Source organism: Leisingera sp. ANG59, assembly GCF_013317235.1.
Classification (GTDB): domain Bacteria; phylum Pseudomonadota; class Alphaproteobacteria; order Rhodobacterales; family Rhodobacteraceae; genus Leisingera.
This window is the reverse complement of sequence record NZ_WLCM01000001.1, coordinates 206,377-220,181: the sequence shown is the minus strand read 5'-3', so window position 1 is coordinate 220,181 and position 13,805 is coordinate 206,377. Positions and strand designations below refer to the sequence as shown.

Here is a 13,805-nt window from a genome sequence, read left to right as displayed (position 1 = left end):
AAGGACTGAAACCCTGACTTCCCCGGTGTGCTCGCACCCAGGCGCGCCGCACTCTACAAACAGATGGTGATTTCTGATGACGCCAAGTTTTGTTCCGCCGCGCTTCAACATGTCGGCGTCTTAATTGAGGGTGCTGATCGAGGGAAGGCCTATCCTTAAAGAAACAGCGGCATTAAGAAATGGTAGACGCTCCTGATCAGCAGGAACAGAATCCCGAACCCAGCCACGAGCAGAAGCGCATCGCCAAGCCGTGCCACCTTTCCAGCGCGCTTTTTCCGCTTCATACCTCGCTCCTTACTTGGACTATTGCCCTAGTCCGCCATAGAATGACACAAAAAGCCGATATGAATATCTTTGGGCATCCAGCCTTCACTTCGTGGGTAGATCTGCTCCAAGACACCTGCGTGAGTAGGTGAAGGAAAACCCAGTAGATATGCGAAAACCGTTTGATGCAGCCCGCCTGTATGGGAGCATTTGTAAACTGCGGAAACCACAAGTATGGGGCACACACTGCCGTCATTCCTTTCGCACTCAATCTTGAGGTCGGCCTCAGAAAACGACAGGATGCTTGACTGCTCGAACATTTTTCCGGGAAAAATGCTATGAGGTGCGAAGCTCAGGCTATCCTTCAGTCCAACGCAAGACAAGCTTACAGTCTCCTCCAATTTGCCGTCACCATATTTATGGTAAATCACCTGGGCACGCGTCCAAACGCTGGTAGCAGGTGAACGCCCATAGTTTTGCACTCTCAAATTTACTTGAAATGTGGCAACCTTCTCGCTGGGGTCCACGCGGGTTTGCGTAGAAACAATATCGGGAGAGACCCAAGCCCTACTCTGAGACACCCCGACTTGCTTTGCATCTTCAGCCATATTGTGGGTAACCGCTAGGGTTTCCCGTGTTGCCTGAAGGGTTCTTGCCACCAGAAAAACCGCTATTGCGCTAATGCCAGTCGCAAGTACTGAAGCCACAGCAGACAGCCAGGGTGGAATTTCAGTGACGGCAGTCTTGGCGAAGGCCCCAAGGTAAACGGCCACAACGAAACCCGTCATTCCGGCCACACAGGTGAACAGGACTAACCGATTTTGCTCAGTGTAATCTTTCGGGGATTTTTCAACTCCCTCAAGATTCATAGCTCGCCTCAAAATCTTTTCCTTTCAAATCACTCTCCTTATTTGGACTTACTTGCAGGGGTGGGCCTATTGGTGAAGCCCGAACCCGCCCAGAACAGCCCTACCCCAATAAGAAGCACCAAAATCGGAGGCACCAACATGAGTTTCATGTCCGACAGCAGAATTTTTGCACGCTGGACAATCTCTTTTGGCTATTAAACGCCTCCAATAGACGGCGTGCTCGGACGGACGCAGGCTGATCTCCGGAACTATCGAAGCCGATTGCAACACTTCGTTCTGGCTGCGATCGAGCCGACAGGTAGTTCTCAACGGTCTGTGGCACGTTCTCACCGAAAACTACAAGCATGATCCACAAAAAAGAGAAAACGCACCAAAGTCATAACAATCCGCGCTTCACCCTCGCCCTCATCGTCGCGCTCTCCTTATCTGGACGCCAAGAAAGCGGCCGCCTGTTGCCGAACGACCACAATATCGCTGCTGCCGAGAAACGACGAGACCATGGTCAAAAATTTGCAGTGTAGATCAAATTCCCAATCAGCTGCGGCGAGATCGATTTCCGGGGTCTGAACTCCAAGATCTTCTAACCTTGCATACTTGTCCGAGATTTGGGCGGCAGCCTGAGGGTGATTGTCACGCCTCGCTAACATTCCACTGAGGCCACTAAACCGCTTCACCATGAATAGTATGTCCGTCTGCAGTACCGAGATAGTCCGCTTTTCAGCCTTGCTAGCAATCACGGCCAAGGCAGCTTTCCGGCTTCTATTGTCTTCCAGCGCTGTCTTCACCCAACCAAGAAAAGTCCAACCAAGCCAGGCGAGAGCAAAGACAAACACAATCCCGGAAACCGCTCGGATTTCGCTCCCTAGCTCGGAAGGTAGGGAAGGGCAAAACAGAACATAGGAACTTGCAAAAAGAGCAGCGAAGACAAGTGAAGCACTGATTTTCGACAAGAATGCAGCAGCGAGATCGAAAATGTTCAAACCAATACTCCTGAGCTGGAAACTAAAAATCTTGAATCAGAACACCCAGTAAAGGCGCAACTAACAATAGGGCTACTCCGATGGTTTGCTTTTCAGTTCCCCGTTGCCGCTCCTGTTCGGTCGGCCCATCCTGGCGCTCTCGGCTACCCGTAATCATTAGAAACATACCAGCCAAAAACCCTCCAATAGCAACCACATACCCCATGATTTTCTCCCATTAAGTCCCCAGGAACACCGTCAGAACGGCACCTATGATCGCCCCTGCTATCGCAGCGACTGCGCCGGTGACCGTCGACCAGCGCGTCGTCTTCAGGGCCAACTTTTCAGATGCGCGCTGCGTCCGACGTTCAAGCTCAACTTGAGAGAATGCCTTGATGAGCCCCCAATCAGCTTTGTATTTTTCCGCCGGCTGAACATGCAAAATTGTCCTTAGCGCCTCATCGCTTTCCTGTTGAAGCTCCCTGCGGGTTTGCTCCTCAGATAAATTTTTATCCAAAATATTTTCATAGATCCTTGACTTGATCTCTTTTCCGAGCTCCACCGCCCGCGCTCCTTTACTGGTTTCGCCGGGGAAGAAAACTGCGGCCCCACCCCGGCTCTGCCCCCGCCACGCGGCGCGTGGAAGGGAACTCTCTCATTCCTGGTACTTCTCGATAAGCCTCTTATACAGTTCAATGATGCGATCCGGCTCTTTGGCCAAGACTTCAGGTGGCTGGCCATTCATCGTAAAGCCGAAGTCCAAGATGAACTTCTTGTGGGCCTCCTGATCCTTGATGGCCGCTTCCAAGCGATCAATGCGCTCCTGATTGTCTACGCTCATAACATTCTCCTTCACTGGCCTTTTCACTCTTGCAGAGTCTGCGCAAGAGTAGGTGCTCCTCAGAGTTTTTGTAAGATATCAGATGGCCGCGACTTGGGGGCGTTACTGATATCCGAGGGTGTTTGTCAGCGGCGGCGATAGTTGTTCAGAAAACACCATAACGAGCAACTGCTATGCGGGACTGAATCTGCCAAAAGTTTCGCACAGGCCAATGACGGCAGGCAGCCCCGAAGCCGCCCCTCAGGCTAGGTGCAGCGTTCGCTGGCACCTAGCTTATTGCTGCCGGTTGCGAAGGCGCCGTACCGGTTGCGAAGGCGCCGTACTCGGGACGCTAGATAAGGCGGCAAGGAGAAGCATATTTGCGGCGGTGCCTAGGCGGTGAATCTGCAAGAACGGCCGACTGTGGTGGTCGGCGGTTGAACGCTCCCGACTTGGCTGGCTGCGCCAACAGGCGAAGAATGCATTTTGCAGAAAGCGCGCGGCCGGTACTATGTTGGCCGTCAATGCCAAAGTTAAGGCTGTCCGACTTACGTCATTGATGTCGCTGTGTTCTTGGACGATGGTGCCGGAGCTTCAAATTCAGAAGGCCGATAAAATGTCCGAGAAAATTCACCCCGAACTGCTTCGAATCTTGGAAGGCGAGATGGCATTGTGGGTACGGGCCAGGATCGGACACCTGCCAGATGAAGCTAAGTTTCGTGCAAACAACGCTTTGACTGCGTTGTATTGGGCGGGCGGCATTTCGACGCTCCACTCCTCATTGGATAGAAAATACAGGTTCAGCGTTCCGGCCACGTTCTGCCTGACACATGCGCTCGAAGAGGCGGTGGTGGCGTTTGTCGGCTGCGCATCCGCTGGCGAATACAAAAACCTCACCGACAAATTCAGCATCGGCAACCACAAATACAAGTCCGCACTGAGCTGGGTCATAACGGAGATCATGAATATAGTAAGTAACGAATTCGCACTCGCACTGACCTACTCCAAGATCCAAGATCGGATCATTGTCCGATTTGACGATGAAGGCGAAACTAATTACGCGCCTGCGTCCTTGAAACTTCTGAGTATGAAGAATGCTGACGGTGAACGGACCAAGTCGTTCGTCGAAGACATCTATGCGAGTTACGCAAATGAGGACGCGGCCCTCAGGTATCTTCAGCATATGGCGAACGGACGAAACGTACTGATGTATGCAACCGATGAAAGCTACATGTCTGGTCCTGACGACATGACGTACAACCTACGCGAGCTCTCCAAAACGACGCTCGGGGTGCTTTGGGCCACCATTGATCTTTGGGAAAACAAAGACGAGCGGCTACAGCTGGTTGACATTTTTCTTCAAACAGCTGTGGATCTGGCCAAGAGCGCCAGCCGCCTGCGGAACAAAGAAGAGCAGGAACGCAAGAAAGCGAATGGCGCGTCTCCTGGCCCGGGAATCTGAAAACCCAGCCGCCTCGTGACGGTCAGCTTCCTGCGCGTCGCTGACCTTTGTGCCTGACGCGGCGTCGGTCAAGTTGGGCTCCTTACTGCCCTTGGCTGACTTCCGAGGCCAGGAGACCAGAAACCGCCGGTCCAAAATCAAAAGTTCCACCTGTTAGCGGGACTTGCCTTCGGTTAGGGTAAGTTGGCATTGGGAAAAAGGAACAGCGACCATAAGCGAACTTGTGTAACGCAATCAAACAGTTCGATCGCTAAACGCAGATAAAATCGCAGGTAGTGAATATGGGTTCTTGAGAATCCACCGAGCAACGAGATAATTATGAAGCCCCAAAATACATCCAGCGAAAACGCCTCCAGCAAGCTACACAGCTTCCTTGAAAAATTTGAACCATTCATCAAGATGCCTGGCGGAAAACTGCAGGTGCAAACAACCGATTTCTTTCCTGTGGCAACCTCAGAAATTGTAAAATCTCTGGATGGAAGGGGAGATCTTGCGGACACTCCGAAACCCTCCGGTCACATCAGTGTTATTGATGACCTATCAAAATGGATAATTAACGCCTCGGAAGAAGACAAACTCGCTGCGCAACTCAACCTCCCAAGGCCTCCCGCTGGATTGCATCATGTACCCGGTAAATACCCCATTTTCTATGACTTCCTTAACTTGGACATTGTATTAAACGAGCTGAGCTTGGCCGGAGCCAGCATGCAAGGCCGCTTTCTAGACTTTGGCTGTAGCACTGGGCGAAATTTGGCTGTCATGAATAGGGCATTCCCGGGACAGTTCGAACTGTTCGGAGTAGACCCGTCAGGCCCTTCCATTGAGTGGCTGAGCGAGAATATTGAGGGGGTAACCGCGGTCCAGTCGGAACAAACACCTCCGCTCGGCTTCCCGGACGATCACTTCGACACAGTCATCGCGAAGAGTATATGGACGCATTTTTCACCGTCTGCAGCCAAATCGTGGTTTGAAGAAGTGAGTAGATGCTTAAAGCCAGGCGGCTATTTCTTCTTCTCAACACATGGACCGCATGATGTTGCTTCTCGAATTATCCGCGACATTCCAAGGCCAAAGTATGAACGATATGCTGGCCATCCAAACTGGACGCGCGATGAGTTCCTAGTGGCAATTGCTGAAGGACTTGTAGCTGAGGGATTCTTCTTTAAGGCCTTCAAGGAAGTGGGCCACCAAGGCGATCTCTCGGGAGTGGAAAATCCCACTACTTCCGACTGGGGTCTAACCTTTATGCTTCCAAAGTTTGTCGAAGGCCTACTACCCAACGACCTATCCATAGTTCGTTATGATACCGCGAGAACAGGTTCCCGCCACGACGCCTATGTGGTTCGCAAAAAATCTTAATCTAGGAACCTTCGACATTGACGAAAGTTCGGCGATGACCAACACGCCCTCGGCGGTGTCTGCGCGCGCATGAGATGCCCCCAAAGACAATGAAGTGCGCTAAAGGAAGGGGGCGGCAAACCCATTTGCCTACCCCAACCTCTTGCGCCAATAGCCGGCATCATCCAGCAGGCCTTTCGCGGTCTTCGGCTCGATACCCAATTCCCGCGCGATTTCGGTGATATTGGCCCCAGCATCCCACTGGCGGAACGCATGATCTGCCAGATACGCCTTGCGAAGAGCGTGACACGCTGGCAGCTCGAGAATGCAGTTCCCATGGCTGAAACTCAGGCGGCGGGCGGCATCAAGGCCGATCATCGAAACGATCCGGTGTTCTTCGGGGATCTCGGCTGGAACATACAGCTGTCGACGCCAGCGGCGCTTGCCGCGTGCGCGGGTGCCTTCCACCAGGCGAACAGCGAGCCCCCGGCCGATCACCTCGGCAATCTCTTCGACGCTCTCTGGCAGGCTGACAGTGCGCCCCCTGCCCTCTGCAAAGTCGGCAAGTGGATAGCGCACTACATCGGGCAGATCGAGCTGCGCGGCCACCTCCGCCGGGGCGGGACGTTGAGGCGCTGGGCGCCCAGCGCGTTGCGACTGATCCAGAAGTCCGCGCAGCATTTTGATTTCTGCTTTCAGATCCTCGACCTTACCCATGCTTCAGCTCTTCGCTTTGGTGACAAGGATTTCCATGCCCTGGGCGAGCAGAACAGCACGTTTCAGCTTGAACACGTCGGTTTCATGGCCCTTGCGGTCCTCGATCACCACACAGCCAAGCCGCTTGTCGACATAGGTGAAGTCCGCACGGTAAACGCGCTGTTGTTTTCCGCTGTCCGTCATGATGGGGCCATCCCGGCCATGAAGGGGGATATCTACCTGGCGGCGCAATCCGCAAATCTCTCCTGCCGCCTGCATGAGCTGCAACTCCACCCAGCGCTGGGCCTCTGTCTTGCTGTCATGGGTGATACCGTCTGCAGTGGTGGTGCGCTGTGTTCCCCGCACACGGCGCTTGTCCTTCCCCTGCTCGCGGTACGTCTCTCTCAGCTCTTCGCGGCACTGCTCTGCCGTCAAACGTTCTGTCATGGCGCCCTCACATACCCAGCGCTTCTTTGTACATGTCGAGAACTGCCTCTTCCTCGGCGATGTCGTTTTCATCGCGCTTCCGCAGGGCGATGATCTTGCGCATCACCTTGGTGTCGTATCCCCGCCCTTTAGCTTCGGCCATGACCTCTTTCTGCTGTTCGGCGATGGTCTTCTTTTCTTCGTCCAGGCGCTCGAAGCGTTCGATGAACTGGCGCAGCTCTGCCTCGGTAACGCGGTAGTTTTCGCTCTTCTCGTCTTCGCTGATGTCCATGGACATTATCGCTTCCTTTCCTGTGCTGCTTTCAGGAGCTGCCCCGCGAATTTGAGTGCGCGAGCTATGTCTCCGGCATGGGGGTGTCGCTCAGGTTTCCGGCTAAGCCAGTTCTGCGTTCGATAGGCTTCCCGGATCTCGTCGAGGGTGTTGAACCGCTTGCGGCTGGGCACTTCCTGGCCGACCAGGCCCTTGCCCGGGGCAATGATGATGCAATCGCCGAGGCCCAGATCGACGGTCACGGTGATCTTGCCGAATGTGGTGCCATGGGTTTCCGGGTCGAGGTGCGGGCTGGTCATACGTTGATCCCCGCCGCCTGGCAGTCGGCTGCCGAGACCAGACCTGCTGCGATGCACTCGCCCGCCTGGCTGGGCTTGATGGTTCGCGCCCAAGGCTTGCGGTCGCGGATCTCCTGGGCCCGGGCTTCCAGCACCTTCTGCGGGTCCACGCTCTCCACTGGCGCGGTGACGTGCTGGCGCCAGCGCTTCTCGTCGATCCAGTTCTCGGAATATTTGATGAAACGCGGCTTGTTGCCCAGCTGCTCGACGGCATAGGCCCGGGCACCTGCCAGGATCTCTTTCGGGTCAGCACCAGCGCCCAGCGCTTCTCTCAGCGATTCCTCGGTTGCCTCAGGGTCGCCCATCCGGGGATAGACGCTGACGAATTCACCAAAGAACCCATCAAAATCAAAATCTGATTTGTGCGGGGCGTCAGCCGCGCAACTTATTTGTTTTTCTTTTTGTTTGTTGTTCTTTCTTAAGGGGCCGGTTTTACCGGCGGGCGGGTCCAACCGGCGGGCGGGTTTTTCCGGCTCACGGTGAGCCGTTTCGACGCTGTTTTCACCGTGGGCCGGTTTTTCCGGCTCACGGTGCGAAGTCGCCCCAACTACATCTTGTGGTGCGTTCCCCGCTTGTTCTCCACCATCATGTGCCGACGGCTCATCGATCACTTCCCATTCATAGCCATCAAGACGGCCGTCAGCCCCTTGTTTGGGGCGAATGATCAGATAGCCGGCTGCCTTCAACTCGCGAATGATGCGCTGATACTTGTCCTTCTTGCAGCCAAGGATTTCCATGGATTTTTCACGGTAGAAAACCCATTCCTCGCTGCATGACATGATGTAACAGAGCATCAGCCGCGCCTCAGCGGTGATGGACGTGTCACGAATGACGGCGTTCGGAATTGTCGAATAACCTGACCGCCTTCGGATTCTGATCCGCTGGCTCATTTTTTCCTCCTGCTGCTCGATTGATTACGCCCAGCGCGCTGGGCGGCTCCTGCGGGGCCTGTCCCGCCCTCAGCGGCCGCAATGCGGGCCGTGACGACATTCAGGCGTTTCATGATGCGGGCGGTGCTGCGGTGGCCCCTGCGGGCCTTGTGCGCGTCCGTCAGCAGGCAAAGGCGCTCAACCTTGGCGACGATAAGGTCGATCATAGGATCAACTCCCCTTGCCGGGCGTCGCTCCGGTCCATCAGGCGAAAGGCGGTTTCCTGACCGGTCCAAGCGCTATCCCAGATGAACCAGGCGTTGCGCTGAGGCGGTGCGCCCTTTCCTGTGAAGTCGACTTTCCAGCGGCAGCCATAGACGCGGCTGATAGGGTGCTGCGCCAACAGCCCAGCGAGCCCGGCGGCATAGGGCCAATCAGCATTCAGGAAGAACGCCACATACTCGGCGCCCAGCGCCAGGGCATGGCTTAACCAGCGCCCGCGGCCGTCCCTAGCGTTGATCTCGCAATAAGGCGGATTGGTGACGATGGCGGGGGCGAGCGTATGGTCGAAATCATAGAAGCTGCGAAGCTCGGCACCAGCACAGCCCCGGTCAATCAGGTCAGTGCCGATGCACGGCAAGCCAAAGGCCTCAAATTCGCGCATCATCGCGCCATCGCCGCAGGCTGGTTCCCACACGGCGCCCAGCTGGCGCAGCCTGTCACCCTCATAGGCAAGGAAAGCCCGGGTCACCTCGGCAGGCGTGGGATAGAAATCATGCTCTTCGCGCGGCGTCGTGTCTGTGGAGACTTTCCCGGTAGCGCGAAACAGGGACTTTGCAGATGGGGCCGCCATTACGCGGCCCTCTGCTGAAAGAATGGCAGTGACGGGTGAACCCGCCTCTGGCGCCTGCCTGCGCCCCGGTGGCTGCACTTCCCGGCTACGAATGACCCAGACTGGGCGCGCCAGGTCCGGTTTTCAGTGCTGCCTTGTTGTCCCGCTGTCCCGTGATGCCCAGCGGCAGGTTCACCCGGCGCTTGTCCGGTGATGCGCGGCAGGGCAGACGCCCCACCGCGCGCATTCATCCCGCCCTTGGGAGGAGGACAGGCAGGATGAAACAGTTGGGGTTCTCGCCTTTCGGATTGTTGACCATCGGCAATTTCCCGCCAAAGCTGCACGTCGAACGACATTTCAAGACGACGATTCGCAAAGGAATTCAGATGAAAGTACCCCTTTGGGCATGCTGCCTTGCAGCTTTGCCTGCGGCTGCTATCGCCGCAAATTTTAACGAGGAAGAGATAAAGGCGCATTGCGCCAGCGAATGGGCTGGCGACTTTTCGATGCAGGCCTACTGCATCAAGGAGCAACGGGATGGTTTCGATGCCGTCGAGGCCGCGCGCGGCGCGCTTGACGCTGACATGTCCGCAGCCCTTACCCGCTGCGAGTCCGAATGGCCGGTAGAGTGGTCGATGGTCGCTTACTGCCTGAACGAGCAGCAGAATGGCCGCCAGGCGATCCCTGCACACCTCAACGGTCTGCCCGCAGATGTGTCCGCAACGGTCCGAAACACCTGCGAAGGCGAATGGCAAGGTGACTTTGCCATGCAAGCGTATTGCATCAAAGAACAAGCCACCGGCTGGCGCTCGATCAACAATTAAGGAACCGACATGACTGCTATTACTGCATGCCCGAGCTGCGACGGTAACGTCTCTCTGAAAGCCTTCGACTGCCCATCGTGCGGGCATCCGCTGCGCAAGCCCAAGCGCGGATTTTTCGGCAAGATCTTTAAATGGCTGCTGATCCTGTTCAATGTCCTGATGGTCATCTGGCTGTTCTCCTACCTTGGGCAGATCGGAGAAATGATGGACGGAACCGCCAGCGAGGCGGAAAAAGCTGGCGCCGCAATCGGCGGATCGATCGGTACAGGGTTCATCCTCACCGTCTGGGTGATCGGCGACATCATTCTTGGCCTCGTGACGTTGCTGACACGCCCTAGCAAATGACGGTGGCAGACAATGTTCGATCCTCAACTGATTGAACAATTTGCCGGTGCGGGCAGCATGCGACGTGTCGCTTCCGCTGCCTGCCTTCCAGACTGCAAATTGACTATGGGAGTGCGATTGCATGCCGCACAGCCTGTCGCTCTGCGCCCCCTTCACGCCGCCCGCTCCACCGCCTGGCCAAAAAACTCCGGCGCGCCGGGGTCGGTCAGCATGATCAGCAGCGCGATATGGCTGGCGGGGGCGGTCACCGCCCCCCACCAGTTCAGCGCGGTCTGAAAGCTGACATCGCAGAACAGCGCCACCTCGCGCGGGCTGCGGAACCGGGCGCGGAAATAGCTGGACCACAGGTCAGGCGCGTTGGCCTTCAGCGCATAGGGGTCAAACTGATTTGACCAAGAGCTTTGAGCCGCGCCCGCGCCATTCTGCGGGCATGGCACATCATTGTTCACAATCAGGGTCAGGCGGGGGCGGCTCATGCGGCATCCTTTCCACTCGCGTCTGGATGACCTTTGAAAAGATGTTCAGGGACCTCGATTCCCCTCCTGTCGCAGTATTCGCGAACCGTCCAAAACCAGTGAGCCGGGAACAGGCCTACACGTTTTGCGCGTGTGACGAGCTGAACCGAGAACCCAGTCTCCTTTTGAAACTGGGCGCGCTCAGCCACTTCAAGGAAATCAGCAACTGTCTGGGGTTTGTTCTCTTCGCTCATGCGCACAGTAACTACGCATTTTGTTTAGTTTGTAAATACGCAAATTGTTCAGTGCTGCAATTCAGCTTCAAGGGTAGTTATTGAACATGCTGGAAGACCAGGAAGACCACATTGAAGCCGTTGCAGCGCGCCTAAGGCGGGTCCGGGAGATACTCGGCCTCTCGAAAAAGGAATTTGCGGAGCGGGCAGGCATGACCGAACAGGGCTATGGCCCCTTCGAGAACGCGAAGCGTGAGCTGTCCCTGACCGCCGCCAAAAAGCTTAGGAAGCGCTACGGCTTACCGCTTGAGTTCATGTACTTTGGGAAGATCGAAGATTTACCCACTAGGATCTCCAAAGAGCTGTAATCCAACCCTTCCGTCAGGTCAGCCCAGAAATCCAAGGGCATCCCCGAACGCTTGCGAGCCACTTTTAACAACCGCAAGAACCTTTCGTCGTCAGTATTCATTGGTCTTATTCCGCGTCAACTAGAGATGTATTCGGGGGGCAACTGGCCTCTGACGACCAGTGAGTTGCGCTAAATCTGCAATCTCAGAATCCCCCACCGCCAATTGCCTCGCCAAATAGTAAACCCGGCGCTAACGTCGACTAAGCATTTTGTTTAGTTTTACTCTTGACCTACGCAAATTGCTTAGTTTATCGATGACGGTATCAACCGATGGAGGATTGAATGCAAGACCTAAGCAGCAACGTGCTGCGCGACGCCCGGCAGATCGCCGGATCGCCTGAGAACTACCTCGATGACACCACTCTGTTCACCACGGCCTGGGCGGCAATGAAGGCCGCACGCGGCCAGGGGTTCGACCCCGCCCGCCTGCGCGCCGCGCATCTGATCGACCGGCCCGAACCCGCGCCGGAACCGACAGATCAGACCCTCGCGCGTGTCGGCGCCAGGGTGCGCAGCCTGATCGCGGAAAAGAACATCCCGGTACCGCGCCGCAATGCAGCCTGACCCTGCGATTGCTGACATGCACCCTGACATCGTGACCGCCACCGGACCGGCCCGCCGCCCGGTCCCGCGCGGCCCGCCCGCACAGCAATAACCGACAGACCGGCGCGCGAAGGAGGATTGCGCGCGCCGGTTTTCCCAGGGACCCGCGCCACCGTCTTGCGGCGCGGACCGGCGCGGGCGGATGCAATCCTCCAAATTCTTCCGCCCGCGCCAGCAGACCACAGGACACACCATGCAGATCGAACAATCAGACACCGCCGCCAGGTTTGCCGAGACCATCGCTGGGATGACCGGCAGTGACCGCCGCGACACCGTCGCCTGCGCGGTGATCGAGACCGGCGGGCTTTACCCCTACCAGGTGCCGCCGCAGACACTGGTCGAGATCCAGTTGCACGGCATCTGGGCCACCGGCGCTGGCGAAGACGAGGCAATCGACAACTGGATCGCCAAGGCCCGCCGCGCACCTTCCGCGCCCGCGGAGGGCGAATGATGCGGCCGACCCGTCAGGAAATCTACGCCGCCGCGCAGGATATGCAAAACCGCTGCCGGTTCGGCCAGGCGATGCTGCTGCAGACGCTCGGCGGAAAGATCATGCCGGGCAGCACCGATCCCGGCGACCGCTTCGATTACGATGCCGTGCGCTGGCACATCACTCTCCTGGGTATCTCAGCCAGCGGCGACGACATGCCCAGCGCTCTGGATGCGTGGATCCGCACGGCACGGCTATACCAAACGCTCGACGGCACCCGCCGCGCGACCGATGGTCGGCCTGATTGCCCCTACAGCGGCCAGGCGCCGCTGCCCAAAACACTCCCTGTTGCTGAGGCCAGAAACCTGCCGACGCATCAACTGGCCGGGGCATAGTCCCCGGCCCCTTTCAAATACCCGCGGGCTGGCCCCCGCTCCGCCCCGGGCGCGCCAGCCATCACTCACGAAACCGGCCGCGCCCAGCGCTTCAAATACGACAGGAAGGACCACCATGAAGCCCCTGCGCATTCTGATCGGCTGCGAGACCTCAGGAATCGCCCGCCGCGCCTTTGCCGAGCGTGGCCATGACGTGTGGTCCTGCGACATCGAGGCGGCAGAGGACGGATCGAACCGCCATATCCGCTGCGATATCCGCGACGGCATCCTGCTGGAAGGCTGGGACCTGCTCGCCGTAATGCACCCGCCCTGCACCCGCCTCTGCCGCTCCGGGCGCCGATGGATGTCCGGGCCGGGCAAATGGTCCCCGCCAAAGCAGCTGCCGAAGGGGCGCAGCTGGGACGATATGCGCGCGGAGTTCGAGGAAGGCGTCAGCGTATTCACCGTCTGCTGGGCGGCGCAGATCCCGCGCGTGGCCATCGAGAATCCGGAAATGAACGACCTCGCCCGCGACAGGATGCCTGCAGACCTGCCTTCACCGCAGATGGTGCAACCTTTCTGGTTTGGCGAACCGGCCTACAAGGCAACTGGCTGGTATCTGCGCGGTTTGCCACAGCTGGTCGCAACTCAGCCCCTGCCGGAGCCCGACAGGGGCTCAGAGGACTGGAAGCGGTGGAACCGGATTCACCGCATGCCGCCCAGCGCAGAACGGGCACGCCTGCGGAGCCGATCATTCCCAGGAATGATGAACGCCGCCGCCGACCAGTGGGGCGGCTGGGCCGTGGAGCAGGAGGCCACAGCATGAGCAAGAAATGCGCATTTCGTTCCACAGCAGGAGCGGTGCAATGGTGAGGCCGTCGCATTTGGTCGCCGGTCTCGCCGGAGCCTTATTCGCAACTGCCTGGGAAGGCGGTGACGCCGTCTTGTGGTGGCTAGCTGCTGGCGC

The 13,805-nt window shown here is 57.3% G+C and carries 24 protein-coding genes; 9 read left to right on the top strand and 15 right to left on the bottom strand.

Going from position 1 to position 13,805, the window contains the following annotated elements; all coding sequences use genetic code 11:
• Positions 1-155: 155 nt before the first annotated feature.
• From GKC28_RS26680 to GKC28_RS01055, 6 genes are all read right to left on the bottom strand, one after another.
• Positions 156-284, bottom strand: coding sequence for a hypothetical protein (locus GKC28_RS26680; protein ID WP_302480776.1), 129 nt, complete (start codon positions 282-284; stop codon positions 156-158).
• A gap of 27 nt (positions 285-311) precedes the next feature.
• Positions 312-1,133: a hypothetical protein gene (locus GKC28_RS01075; protein WP_174144692.1), complete on the bottom strand. Its 822-nt coding sequence runs from the start codon at positions 1,131-1,133 to the stop codon at positions 312-314.
• 422 nt (positions 1,134-1,555) lie between these two features.
• Positions 1,556-2,113 carry a hypothetical protein gene (locus GKC28_RS01070; protein ID WP_174144691.1) on the bottom strand — a complete coding sequence of 186 codons (558 nt, stop codon included), beginning with the start codon at positions 2,111-2,113 and terminating at the stop codon, positions 1,556-1,558.
• Positions 2,114-2,135: 22 nt separating this feature from the next.
• Positions 2,136-2,318, bottom strand: a complete 183-nt coding sequence (locus tag GKC28_RS01065; protein WP_174144690.1) for a hypothetical protein — start codon at positions 2,316-2,318, stop codon at positions 2,136-2,138.
• 12 nt (positions 2,319-2,330) lie between these two features.
• A complete protein-coding gene (locus GKC28_RS01060; protein WP_174144689.1) occupies positions 2,331-2,654 on the bottom strand; it encodes a hypothetical protein in 324 nt (107 codons plus the stop codon).
• A gap of 93 nt (positions 2,655-2,747) precedes the next feature.
• The gene (locus GKC28_RS01055; protein WP_174144688.1) at positions 2,748-2,933 is read right to left on the bottom strand and encodes a hypothetical protein; all 186 of its coding nucleotides are present in this window, start codon (positions 2,931-2,933) and stop codon (positions 2,748-2,750) included.
• A 595-nt stretch (positions 2,934-3,528) separates the two neighbouring features.
• Here GKC28_RS01055 and GKC28_RS01050 point away from each other — a divergent pair.
• Together GKC28_RS01050 and GKC28_RS01045 are read left to right on the top strand one after the other, a co-directional pair.
• On the top strand, positions 3,529-4,374 hold the full coding sequence (locus GKC28_RS01050) for a hypothetical protein (protein ID WP_174144687.1): 846 nt from the start codon (positions 3,529-3,531) through the stop codon (positions 4,372-4,374).
• A 318-nt stretch (positions 4,375-4,692) separates the two neighbouring features.
• Positions 4,693-5,733, top strand: coding sequence for a class I SAM-dependent methyltransferase (locus GKC28_RS01045; RefSeq protein ID WP_174144686.1), 1,041 nt, complete (start codon positions 4,693-4,695; stop codon positions 5,731-5,733).
• A 129-nt stretch (positions 5,734-5,862) separates the two neighbouring features.
• Here GKC28_RS01045 and GKC28_RS01040 read toward each other — a convergent pair whose 3' ends face one another.
• The 7 genes from GKC28_RS01040 to GKC28_RS01010 are packed head-to-tail and all read right to left on the bottom strand — an operon-like array spanning position 5,863 to position 9,186.
• Positions 5,863-6,429, bottom strand: a complete 567-nt coding sequence (locus tag GKC28_RS01040) for a hypothetical protein (protein WP_174144685.1) — start codon at positions 6,427-6,429, stop codon at positions 5,863-5,865.
• Between the two features lie 3 nt (positions 6,430-6,432).
• Entirely contained in the window at positions 6,433-6,855 is a 423-nt protein-coding gene (locus tag GKC28_RS01035) for a DUF1064 domain-containing protein (RefSeq protein WP_174144684.1), read from the bottom strand.
• Between the two features lie 7 nt (positions 6,856-6,862).
• Positions 6,863-7,126, bottom strand: coding sequence for a DUF2312 domain-containing protein (locus GKC28_RS01030; protein WP_174144848.1), 264 nt, complete (start codon positions 7,124-7,126; stop codon positions 6,863-6,865).
• Between the two features lie 5 nt (positions 7,127-7,131).
• Entirely contained in the window at positions 7,132-7,425 is a 294-nt protein-coding gene (locus GKC28_RS01025) for a hypothetical protein (RefSeq protein WP_174144683.1), read from the bottom strand.
• Positions 7,422-8,354, bottom strand: coding sequence for a helix-turn-helix domain-containing protein (locus GKC28_RS01020; RefSeq protein ID WP_174144682.1), 933 nt, complete (start codon positions 8,352-8,354; stop codon positions 7,422-7,424). Before GKC28_RS01020 ends, GKC28_RS01025 begins: the two co-directional genes overlap by 4 nt.
• Positions 8,351-8,560 (bottom strand): hypothetical protein, encoded by a 210-nt coding sequence (locus tag GKC28_RS01015; protein ID WP_174144681.1) that lies wholly within the window; start codon positions 8,558-8,560, stop codon positions 8,351-8,353. The genes GKC28_RS01020 and GKC28_RS01015 overlap by 4 nt, the downstream gene beginning before the upstream one ends.
• Positions 8,557-9,186 (bottom strand): hypothetical protein, encoded by a 630-nt coding sequence (locus GKC28_RS01010; RefSeq protein WP_174144680.1) that lies wholly within the window; start codon positions 9,184-9,186, stop codon positions 8,557-8,559. Before GKC28_RS01010 ends, GKC28_RS01015 begins: the two co-directional genes overlap by 4 nt.
• A gap of 257 nt (positions 9,187-9,443) precedes the next feature.
• On the opposite strand from GKC28_RS01010, the gene GKC28_RS01005 reads away from it, so the two are divergent.
• Together GKC28_RS01005 and GKC28_RS01000 are read left to right on the top strand one after the other, a co-directional pair.
• The gene (locus GKC28_RS01005) at positions 9,444-9,989 is read left to right on the top strand and encodes a hypothetical protein (RefSeq protein WP_174144679.1); all 546 of its coding nucleotides are present in this window, start codon (positions 9,444-9,446) and stop codon (positions 9,987-9,989) included.
• Positions 9,990-9,998: 9 nt separating this feature from the next.
• The gene (locus GKC28_RS01000; RefSeq protein ID WP_174144678.1) at positions 9,999-10,334 is read left to right on the top strand and encodes a hypothetical protein; all 336 of its coding nucleotides are present in this window, start codon (positions 9,999-10,001) and stop codon (positions 10,332-10,334) included.
• Between the two features lie 152 nt (positions 10,335-10,486).
• Here GKC28_RS01000 and GKC28_RS00995 read toward each other — a convergent pair whose 3' ends face one another.
• Positions 10,487-10,810 (bottom strand): hypothetical protein, encoded by a 324-nt coding sequence (locus tag GKC28_RS00995; protein WP_174144677.1) that lies wholly within the window; start codon positions 10,808-10,810, stop codon positions 10,487-10,489.
• On the bottom strand, positions 10,807-11,043 hold the full coding sequence (locus GKC28_RS00990; RefSeq protein ID WP_174144676.1) for a hypothetical protein: 237 nt from the start codon (positions 11,041-11,043) through the stop codon (positions 10,807-10,809). The genes GKC28_RS00995 and GKC28_RS00990 overlap by 4 nt, the downstream gene beginning before the upstream one ends.
• An 86-nt stretch (positions 11,044-11,129) precedes the next feature.
• Here GKC28_RS00990 and GKC28_RS00985 point away from each other — a divergent pair, with 86 nt between their 5' ends.
• The 5 genes from GKC28_RS00985 to GKC28_RS00965 all read left to right on the top strand — a co-directional run bounded on the left by GKC28_RS00985 (position 11,130) and on the right by GKC28_RS00965 (position 13,664).
• Entirely contained in the window at positions 11,130-11,390 is a 261-nt protein-coding gene (locus GKC28_RS00985; RefSeq protein WP_027259135.1) for a helix-turn-helix transcriptional regulator, read from the top strand.
• A gap of 323 nt (positions 11,391-11,713) precedes the next feature.
• Positions 11,714-11,995 carry a hypothetical protein gene (locus tag GKC28_RS00980; protein WP_174144675.1) on the top strand — a complete coding sequence of 94 codons (282 nt, stop codon included), beginning with the start codon at positions 11,714-11,716 and terminating at the stop codon, positions 11,993-11,995.
• Between the two features lie 232 nt (positions 11,996-12,227).
• Entirely contained in the window at positions 12,228-12,485 is a 258-nt protein-coding gene (locus GKC28_RS00975; protein ID WP_174144674.1) for a hypothetical protein, read from the top strand.
• A complete protein-coding gene (locus GKC28_RS00970; RefSeq protein WP_174144673.1) occupies positions 12,482-12,859 on the top strand; it encodes a hypothetical protein in 378 nt (125 codons plus the stop codon). The genes GKC28_RS00975 and GKC28_RS00970 overlap by 4 nt, the downstream gene beginning before the upstream one ends.
• A gap of 115 nt (positions 12,860-12,974) precedes the next feature.
• Positions 12,975-13,664, top strand: a complete 690-nt coding sequence (locus GKC28_RS00965; RefSeq protein ID WP_174144672.1) for a hypothetical protein — start codon at positions 12,975-12,977, stop codon at positions 13,662-13,664.
• Positions 13,665-13,805 lie beyond the last annotated feature (141 nt).